This is a genomic window from Mitsuaria sp. TWR114 (assembly GCF_007997345.1).
Genome location: NZ_VOSR01000259.1, coordinates 1 through 8,559, shown reverse-complemented (window position 1 = coordinate 8,559; position 8,559 = coordinate 1). Strand labels below are relative to the sequence as shown.

10 protein-coding genes are annotated in these 8,559 nt (G+C 70.7%); all 10 read right to left on the bottom strand.

Features of this window, described 5'->3' with window-relative positions; genetic code table 11:
* A partial coding sequence (locus FUT87_RS30605; RefSeq protein ID WP_404935392.1) for a thioesterase family protein occupies positions 1 to 125 on the bottom strand: 125 nt, incomplete at its 3' end.
* Positions 118 to 1,644 carry a histidine ammonia-lyase gene (hutH, locus tag FUT87_RS11310; RefSeq protein WP_147241083.1) on the bottom strand — a complete coding sequence of 509 codons (1,527 nt, stop codon included), beginning with the start codon at positions 1,642 to 1,644 and terminating at the stop codon, positions 118 to 120. The genes FUT87_RS30605 and hutH, both read right to left, overlap by 8 nt.
* Entirely contained in the window at positions 1,625 to 2,554 is a 930-nt protein-coding gene (locus FUT87_RS11305; protein WP_147241082.1) for an acyltransferase, read from the bottom strand. The genes hutH and FUT87_RS11305 overlap by 20 nt, the downstream gene beginning before the upstream one ends.
* Positions 2,551 to 3,282 carry a glycosyltransferase family 2 protein gene (locus FUT87_RS11300; RefSeq protein WP_147241081.1) on the bottom strand — a complete coding sequence of 244 codons (732 nt, stop codon included), beginning with the start codon at positions 3,280 to 3,282 and terminating at the stop codon, positions 2,551 to 2,553. The genes FUT87_RS11305 and FUT87_RS11300 overlap by 4 nt, the downstream gene beginning before the upstream one ends.
* Positions 3,279 to 5,012, bottom strand: coding sequence for an AMP-binding protein (locus tag FUT87_RS11295; RefSeq protein WP_186830481.1), 1,734 nt, complete (start codon positions 5,010 to 5,012; stop codon positions 3,279 to 3,281). The genes FUT87_RS11300 and FUT87_RS11295 overlap by 4 nt, the downstream gene beginning before the upstream one ends.
* Positions 5,009 to 5,554, bottom strand: a complete 546-nt coding sequence (locus tag FUT87_RS11290; protein WP_147241079.1) for a hypothetical protein — start codon at positions 5,552 to 5,554, stop codon at positions 5,009 to 5,011. Before FUT87_RS11290 ends, FUT87_RS11295 begins: the two co-directional genes overlap by 4 nt.
* Positions 5,555 to 5,566: 12 nt before the next feature.
* Positions 5,567 to 5,869 carry an acyl carrier protein gene (locus FUT87_RS11285; RefSeq protein ID WP_147241078.1) on the bottom strand — a complete coding sequence of 101 codons (303 nt, stop codon included), beginning with the start codon at positions 5,867 to 5,869 and terminating at the stop codon, positions 5,567 to 5,569.
* A gap of 30 nt (positions 5,870 to 5,899) precedes the next feature.
* On the bottom strand, positions 5,900 to 6,166 hold the full coding sequence (locus FUT87_RS11280; RefSeq protein WP_147241077.1) for a phosphopantetheine-binding protein: 267 nt from the start codon (positions 6,164 to 6,166) through the stop codon (positions 5,900 to 5,902).
* Complete coding sequence (locus tag FUT87_RS31405) at positions 6,096 to 7,745, bottom strand: beta-ketoacyl synthase chain length factor (RefSeq protein ID WP_147241076.1); 1,650 nt, start codon at positions 7,743 to 7,745, stop codon at positions 6,096 to 6,098. Before FUT87_RS31405 ends, FUT87_RS11280 begins: the two co-directional genes overlap by 71 nt.
* Before the next feature lie 82 nt (positions 7,746 to 7,827).
* A partial coding sequence (locus FUT87_RS11270) for a polysaccharide lyase family 1 protein (RefSeq protein WP_147241075.1) occupies positions 7,828 to 8,559 on the bottom strand: 732 nt, incomplete at its 5' end.

The following is an 8,559-nucleotide window of genomic DNA, read 5'->3' as shown; positions in this document are numbered from 1 at the left end:
GCGGCCAGCAGCGCCTCGCGCGCCAGCTCCAGGTACTTGACGTAGTGACCGTGCCAGACGATGTCCATCGGGTCCAGGTCGTGGAAGGCCGGGCTCAGCTCGATCTCATGCCAGAGCTCAGCCATACAGGCTCCAGTCCCGGGCGCGGATGGCCTCGATCAGCGCGCCCAGCTCGCGATCCAGGGCGCGGTCCTCGACGATCAGCGGCAGGCGCGCGGCCAGGTCCGATTGCATCGCGGCGAGCGCGGGGCTCAGCGTCAGCGGCGCGAGCCGCTCGCGCAGGCCCAGGCCCTGGCGGCAGGCGATGAGCAGGCCGGCGGCGACCTGCTCGGTCAGGTCCAGCACCCGCAGCGCATCGCGCGCGGCGATGGTGCCCATGCTGACCTTGTCCTGGTTGTGGCACTCGGTGGAGCGGCTGAAGACCGAGGCCGGCATGGTCTGCTTGAGCGCCTCCGCGGTCCAGGCGGACACGCTGATCTGCAGCGCCTTCAGGCCGTGATTGATCGGCGCGCGCTCGCCGCTGGCGCCGGTCAGGTTGGCCGGCAGGCCGTGGTTGTAGCGCGCGTCCACCAGCAGCGCCAGCTGGCGGTCCAGCAGGTCGGCCAAGTTGGCGACGGCCGTCTTCAGCGTGTCCATCGCCATCGCGATATGGCCGCCGTAGAAATGGCCGCCATGCAGCACGCGCTCGCCGACCGGATCGATCAGCGGGTTGTCGTTGGCGCTGTTGAGTTCGTTCTCGATCAGCAGCCGCAGCCAGGGCAGCGCGTCCTCCACGACGCCGATGACGTGCGGCGCGCAGCGCAGCGAGTAGCGATCCTGCAGCCGCTCCTCGTTGCGCGAGGGGCGGTCGCTCGCCAGGTCGCCGCGCAGGCGCTGCGCCACGCGTTGCTGGCCGGCATGCGGCTTGGCGGCGAAGAGCGTCTCGTCGAAGTGGTGCGCGTTGCCCGCGCTGGCGACGACATTCATCGCGGTGATGCGGGTGGCCAGGTGGGCCAGGTACTCGGCGCGCTCGAAGGCCAGGCAGGCCAGTCCGGTCATGACGGCCGTGCCGTTCATGATCGCCAGGCCTTCCTTGGGGCGCAGCCGCAGCGGCGTCGCGCCCACGGCCCGCAGCGCATCGGCGGCCGGCAGGGTCTGGCCGTCGACGCTGACCTCGCGCTCGCCGCACAGCACGGCGGCCAGGTAGGACAGCGGGGTCAGGTCGCCGCTGGCGCCGACCGAGCCTTCGCTCGGGATCAGCGGCAGGATGTCGTGGCGCAGCAGGCACTCGATCTGGCGCAGCAGGTCCAGGCTCACGCCCGACAGGCCCTGGCACAGCGAGGCCAGGCGCGCGCCCAGCACGGCGCGCGTCTGGGTCGGCGTCAGCAGCGCGCCGGCGCCGATGCCGTGGTAGGTGTAGAGGTGATGCGGCAGTTCCGGCACCAGCGCCGGGGGCACGGCCACGGTGCAGGAATCGCCGTAGCCGGTGGTGACGCCGTAGATCACGCCGTCCTCGGCGAGCAGCCGGGCGACGAAGTCGGCGCCGGCCTCGATGCGCGCCTCGAAGTCGCCATCGCGGCCCAGCTCGGCCGAGGCCTCGCGCCGCGCCAGGGCGCAGATGTCCTCGATGCGCAGGCGGCGGCCGTCAAACAGGATGGGCGGCATGGGGGTCGAGCTGGGCGCGGTCCCAGAAGGCGTAGAAGTTGAACCAGTCATAGGGCGAGCGGTGCAGGCGCTGGGCCAGCGCATCGGCGAATCGTTGGGCATAGCCGGTCATGGCGGCCTCGCGGGCGCGACGCGGCAGGTGGACGGTCTCGGCCAGTTGCTCGAACTCGAGCGCATAACCGTCGGCCTCGTGCAGGCTGAGCATCAGGAAGAGCGGGCAGTTCAGCAGGCCGGCGATCAGGTAGGGACCGACGGGGAAGTCGGCTTCGTCGCCCAGGAAGGGCACGCGCACCGTCTTGCTGCCGCGCACCGGTACGCGGTCGCCGGCGATGGCCAGGAACTCGCCCGCCTGGACCTTGGCCGCGAGCTTCAGCGTCAGCGCCATGTCCAGGTCGGTCACCTCGATCAGGTTCACCCGGGTCTCGGGTCGCAGCCGGCGCAGGATGCGGTTGAAGGACTCGGCATGCCGGGTGTGGACCAGCACGTTGACCTTGAAGTCGGGCCGCTGCTCGGCCAGCGCCTGGCACAGCTCCAGGCAGCCCATGTGCGCGGTGACGAGCACGCCGCCCCGGCCCTCGCGCGCGAGCTGGTGCAGGGCCTCGGCGCCGCGCTCATGCACGCGCTCCATCGGATAGCGGCCGGCCATGGCGAGCAGCTTGTCCAGCAGGGTCTCGGCGAACAGGCGAACGTGGGCCAGGCCCTCGCGCCAGCCGGCGTCGGGCCTCACGCGGCGCAGGTAGCCCAGACTGTGGGCGCGCAGCGTCGGTCGCGCGAGCCAGTAGCTCAGGACCACCGGCCACAGCAGCACGCGGAACGCCGTGCGGCCGAGCACACGATGCACGCCGAAGAGCAGCCAGATGCCGCCCACGAAGGTGCTTTCGCCCATCGCGGCCCAGTGCCGGGCCGTCATGCCGACCACCGCCGCCACAGCAGCACGGGCGCGCGCCACAACATGCCGAAGAACAGCCGCGTGTGCATGGCCGAGATCAACACGTTGTCGCGCCAGACGCGGAAGTGGGAGATGCCGTCCTCGGGATAACGCACCCGCGTGGGCTGGTTGATCACCGGCACGCCGGCCCAGACCAGGCGCACCGCGATCTCGACGTCGAAGTCCATGCGCCGGCCGATCCGGGCGCGCGTCAGCAACTCGACCGTCGGCGCCAGCGGATAGACGCGGAAGCCGCACATGGAGTCGCGCACGGCCATCGACAGCGTGTTGATCCAGACCCAGATGTGCGTCGCGTAGCGGCCGTAGAGCCGGCCCTTGGGCACGCTGGCGTCGTAGACCGGACAGCCGCAGATGAAATGCGAGGGATGCTGGCGCGACTGCGCGACGAAGACCGGCACGTCCGCCGTGTCGTGCTGGCCGTCGGCGTCGATCTGCAGCGCGTGGGTCCAGCCCGAGGCCTGCGCCTGGCGCAGGCCGGCCATCACCGCGCCGCCCTTGCCCTGGTTTTCGGGCAGGCGCAACAGCGTGATGCCCTCCTCCTTCGCCAGCGCGTCGAGCGCGCGGGCGCAGCCCGGTTCGCTGCCGTCGTCGACCAGCAGCACCGGCAGGCCATGGGCGCGCAACGCGCGCGCCACGCGGGCGACGGGCACCGCGTGGTTGTAGACCGGAATGACGGCGCCCAGCGTCATGACGTGGCGACCTCGCCGAACTGCACCCGGCCGCTGGCGTGCTGGCCGCCCGCCTCGGACTGGTAGCGGAAGCTCAAGCGGCCCGGCGCCTGCCAGTCCAGCGTCAGCATCAGCCGCGTGCCCGGCACGACCACGCGCTGGAACTTGAGGGCCTCCACGCCGGTGAACTCGCCGGCGATGTCGAAGAGCTCGCGACCGAACAGCAGCACCCAATCGAGCTGCGCCACGCCGGGCAGCACCGGGTGCTCGGGGAAATGGCCATCGAACTGGGGGAGCGTGGCCTCGATCAGCAGCGCCAACTCGACATGATCGCCGTCACGCTTGAACGCGCGCACCGGCGGGCGGCGCGGATCGAACTCGGCCATCAGCCGGGCTTGCGTGGACTTGCCCTGCGCATTGCGCGGCAACTCCGGCAGGAAGCGCCAACGGCGCGGCAGCGCCAGGCGCTCGACCACGCCGAGCAGCTGCGCGCGCAGGGCCTCGGACAGCGCGCGACGGCCCTGGGCGTCATGCAGGGCCCAGCCCTGCGCGCTCGGCACGGCCACCACGCCGATCTGCGGACGCGGCTCGTCCAGCAGGACCAGCCGCAGCGCCGTCAGCAGCCCGCCCTTCAACAGGCAGTCCTCGACGGCCTGCAGCGACACCCGCTTCTCCGCGATCTTGACGACGCGATCGGCCCGGCCGCGCAGCTCGAAGCCACCGTCGACCGCGATCGCCCGGTCCGCGCCCAGCATCCAGTCCGCGCCGGGCAGATGCGGCGACCGGATCGCCAGCAACCCGTCCTCCAGCCGCCATTGCACCTGCGGCAGCGCCTGCCAGTGCACGGCGGCGCCGGGATCGCGCTGGCGCCAGGCGACGCCGCCGGTCTCGGTGCTGCCGTAGACCTCGATCGGCGCACGGCCGAAGACGCGCAGCGCATCCGGCACCGCGGCATCCGGCAGCGGCGCGCCGGAGCTGAACACCTGGCCCACCCGCGCCGCCGCCGGCGCCTCGGCCGGCAATCGGCCCAGGTGCGTCGGACTGGCGATCAGGATGGCTCGCTCGCCCGCGGGCAGCAGTTCGGCCAGGTCCTCGAGATAGACCAGGCTGCGCGCCTGCAGCGCGCGACCGGTGGCCAGCGGCCACAGCACGCGGAACAGCAGTCCGTAGACATGCTGCGCCGAGACGCTCGCGATCACCGTGGCGTCCGGGCAAACGGCGCCGAAAGCCTCTTCGAGCGCGTCGATCTCGTCGAAGAGCTGGCGCAGCCGCTTGTGGCAGGCCTCAGGCGCGCCGGTGGACCCGGAGGTGAAAACGACCAGGCCGTCAGCGTCGGGATCCAGGGGAGCGCTCGCGGCGGGCGCGAGCGCCTCGCGGGCGGCATGGGCGGCATCGGCGTCGTGGGCCTCGATCGGCCGCACGCGCGGCAGGTCGGCCAGGTCGCCGCTGTCGCCGGCCCAGCCCGCGACCTGCGCGCGCAGCGCGGCTCGCGTCGCCGGCGTCAGATCGCCCGGCAGCCAGGCCTGCTTGCCGGCTTGCCACAGGCCGAAGAGCGCCGCCGAGAACTCGATGCCATCGGCGAAGAACAGGGCGAAGCGCTGGCCGTCGGCCTGCTCGAATGCCGCCTGCCAGCGGCGCGCACGATCGTTGAAGGCCTCGCCCGACACCGGCGTCGCGCCCCGCCAGCCCATGCGGCGGGTCGGCTCGATCGGCTGGGCGAGCAGCGCGGCCAGTCGCTGGCTGGGGGTCATGCGCCCATCCTCGCGCGCACGCGGCGGCGCAGCAGCCATTCGCCGCCCATCAGCAGCCCCATCAGGAGATACGCGATCAGGCCGCTGTACAGGGCCCAGACACGCTCGCTGGCCCACAGCGCCGTGCCCAGCGCGATCAGGCCGTTCAGCACGAAGAAGCCGCACCAGACCTGGGTCACGCGGCGGGTGTAGCGGATGGCTTCCGGGGGCAGCTCGGGATCAGTCAGGCGCGCGAGGCGCTCGATGACGGTGGGCCCGCGCCACAGGCTCAAGGCGAAGACAGCGAACATGGCGGCGTTCACGAGCACCGGATACAGCTTCAGCGGCAGGCTGCGGTTGACCAGCACCGTCAGGCCCGCCAGCAGCAGCGCGGCCACGACGACCCAGCGCACCTGGGCCCGGCCCTGGCCGCCGACGGTCATGCGCAGCAGGCCCAGCACCAGCAGCAGCAGCGCCATGGTGCGCGGCTCGACATGGCCCAGGCCGGCGAAGACCAGCAGCGGATAGGCGGCCGTCAGGGCCACCACGAGGGCCCATCGCATGGAGGAACCCAATCAGGAGTTCGTGGGGGCGACGGCGCCCTCGAACCCGGTTTTCGCGTGGGTGCCGGACTCGGCCTGCAGCAGGCCCTGCAGCGCGTTGATCACATCCTGCAGCGTGCGCACCGTCTTGAAGGCCTCGGGCTGCAGGCGCTTGCCCACCAGCGGCTTGAGCCGGACGATGAGGTCGACGGCGTCGATGCTGTCGATGTCGAGGTCCTCATACAGGCGCGCCTGGGGTGTGATGCGCTCGGCGTCGATGTCGAACGTCTCGATGAGGATGGTGCGCAGGCGTTCGAAGATGTCTTGGTCGGTCATGGCCGGTTCTCTCGGGGCGGCGGGGCGCGCTCAGGCGGGGAGCTTGCGGTGCGCGGCGACGAACTCGGCCAGCGCGCGGATGCTGGCGAAGTGGCGGCGGGTCTCCGCGGAGTCCGCGCTCATGCTCACGCCGTAACGCTTCTGCAGCGCCAGGCCGAGTTCGAGCGCGTCAATGGAGTCCAGGCCCAGGCCCTCGACGAACAGCGGCTGCTCCGCGTCGATGTCCTCAGGGCTGAGGTCTTCCAGTTGGAGTGCCGAGATCAGCAACTCCTTGATTTCTTGCTGCAACGCTTGCATGGCTCCCGGGGACCGTGTCGTGTCTTGTCGATGGACTGAAATACTGGATCAGGTGTTCCGTCAGATGGCGCGCCGCCAATGAGGCCTCGCCACCAGCGGCTTCCAGGAACGGCGACGGCGACAGGTCGTCGGCCACCTCGAGGCTGAAATGCAGCGGACGCTCGGCGACCTGCCACCAGGGCTGCCCCTTGAAAAGTCCCAGCGGTTCGCAGCGGATGTGAACCGGGGTGATGGCCAAGCCGCCGCGCAGAGCGATCTGCGCGGCGCCTCGTTGCATTTTCAGGGGCTGCCCGGGGCGCGTTCGCGTGCCTTCGGGAAAGATGATCAGGTTACCGCCGGCCCTGAGCTTGTCCACGCAGGCTTGCAGCAGGTCGGCGCCCGAATTGTTGCAGATGTAGCCCGATGCCAGCACGGGACCCCTCGTACTGGGGTGGTTCGCAAGTGTTGACTTCACCACGCAAAGCGCGTCCGGCACATGGCCGATCAGGAAGACGACGTCGATCAGGGTCGGATGATTGGCCAGCACCAGCAGGCCGCGGCGCTGCAGGCGTTCGATGCCGCGCCACTCGTAGGTGATCAGTCCCAGGAAGCGCATCCACCGGACGAAAAGCCGGAACACCCACCCGATCAGCGCCCGCGCCCAGCGACCGCGGCGCTCGGCCGAACGGACCGTCAGGCGCAGCAGCGGAAAAACAACAACCCCCAGCAGGAGGCCGCCGATGCCGAAGCAGCCGAAGGCGATCGCGGTCGCCGCGATGCGCCAGAGCCGGCCAGGCCACGCCGCCAGCTCACGCATGGCGACTCCAGTGCCAGTGGCCCTGGCGGAGCTCGGACGCCGCGCCCGCGAGGACCTGGAGGGCGGCGAGGTCCGGGGGCAGTGACGAGGAAGGGCGAGTCGCAGCCGACACCGACACTGACGCTGGGGACGGCGCAGCTTCCAGGCGGACCTCGTCGCGGCCTCGATCAGCGCGGCCCAGGCGCGCATCGGATGCGGCTCGGCCTCGAACGCCTGATAGGGCTCGGGCAGCGAGCTCTCCACGCTGACCACCAGCACCTGGGAGGCGCCGTCGGCCAGCAGGCCCAGCGCCTCGCAGACGCCGGCGGCGGCGCTGCAAGGCCCTGCGGACACGGCGGCGTAATTGGCCTGGTCGCCGCGGGCGATCGAGTACAGCGCGCTGCTGGCGTTGTGCACCGACAGGCTGAAGGCGGTCGGCGACAGCGGCTCGCCGCCGGCGAGCTGTCGCAGCAGTGACACGGAGCGGGCGATCTCGCCCCAGCGCGACGCGAAGACGACCGGCCCGGTGAGCGATTCGCCCTGGGCCCAGAAGGCGGTCTGCAAGGCGGCGCGTCCCAGCGGATCGATGCGCCGACGCGTCATGGGCGGCAGCTCGGCGAGCGGCGGACTGGCGTCCCCCGCCAGTTGCGTCAGGTCAGGGCTTGCCAGCCAGGCGTGCCAGAGCGCGCGGGTCGCAGTCCTGGGGCCCAGGCGGCCCAGTGGCGAACTCTGAAAGACGGCATCGAAGTGGAAATACAGCGGCAACGATGCCGTGGCTGGCGGGATTTGGCCGGCCGCAAGCATAGGGGATCACTTCCGCGACGGCATGAGGATCGCCACCAACGAACAACACCCCGCGAGGCAAAAGTCCCGCGGGGTGTGGTTATCAGTTGCAGCTCAGCGTCGCCAACCCCTTCCCGGCCCCCGCCACATTGAGCAGCCGCTGCTTCACGCAGGCCGGGTCCTGCACCGTGTACGCATACGGGATGCCGACCGGGAAGTTCGCCGTCGTCGTCCAGTCGGTCGCGTCGCGCGAGGGGCTGGAGCCGCTCGCCACCCACTTGATGCCGTAGGTCGCGAAGTCCGCCGGGCTCTTCACGTTGTTGTTGCGCAGCTCCCAGTAGCCGATGGCGGAGCTGTCCCGCGAGGTCACCGGGTTCTGCGCGTTCTCGAAGTAGTTGCCCTCGATCAGCGAGTAACCGCCCATCCGGATGTTGGCCCCCGAGGTGAGCACGTTCGAATACAGGTTGTTGTAGAGGTGGGTGTAGCCCGCGCGCTGCAGCGGCAGCCGCGACACCACGTTGCTGTACACGTTGTGGTGGAAGGTGATGTAGCGGTCGCTGGCATCGCTGTCGCTGGAGCCGATCAGCCCGACCTTCTGGTGGTCGTGGATGTAGTTGTACGAGTAGGTGATGTGATGCGCGCCCGCCTTGCTGTCGATCAGGCCGTCGAACTCGAGGTCACCGGCGCCGGCGCAGTCCTTCGTCGAGCTGAAGAGCGTGTTGTGGTCGATCCAGATGTTGCTCGGCACCCCGCCGCTCTGGCCCTCGATGCCGATCGCGTCGATCTTCCCGGGCAACAGGCCGATCGTCATGTTGCGGATGATGATGTTGCTGGC

What these genes read in the sequence shown, in the direction of transcription:
- hutH (WP_147241083.1), bottom strand. Translation starts at nt 1,644, where the DNA reads ATGCCGCCCATCCTGTTTGACGGCCGCCGCCTGCGCATCGAGGACATC.
- FUT87_RS11305 (WP_147241082.1), bottom strand. Translation starts at nt 2,554, where the DNA reads ATGACGGCCCGGCACTGGGCCGCGATGGGCGAAAGCACCTTCGTGGGC.
- FUT87_RS11300 (WP_147241081.1), bottom strand. Translation starts at nt 3,282, where the DNA reads ATGACGCTGGGCGCCGTCATTCCGGTCTACAACCACGCGGTGCCCGTC.
- FUT87_RS11295 (WP_186830481.1), bottom strand. Translation starts at nt 5,012, where the DNA reads ATGACCCCCAGCCAGCGACTGGCCGCGCTGCTCGCCCAGCCGATCGAG.
- FUT87_RS11290 (WP_147241079.1), bottom strand. Translation starts at nt 5,554, where the DNA reads ATGCGATGGGCCCTCGTGGTGGCCCTGACGGCCGCCTATCCGCTGCTG.
- FUT87_RS11285 (WP_147241078.1), bottom strand. Translation starts at nt 5,869, where the DNA reads ATGACCGACCAAGACATCTTCGAACGCCTGCGCACCATCCTCATCGAG.
- FUT87_RS11280 (WP_147241077.1), bottom strand. Translation starts at nt 6,166, where the DNA reads ATGCAAGCGTTGCAGCAAGAAATCAAGGAGTTGCTGATCTCGGCACTC.
- FUT87_RS31405 (WP_147241076.1), bottom strand. Translation starts at nt 7,745, where the DNA reads ATGCTTGCGGCCGGCCAAATCCCGCCAGCCACGGCATCGTTGCCGCTG.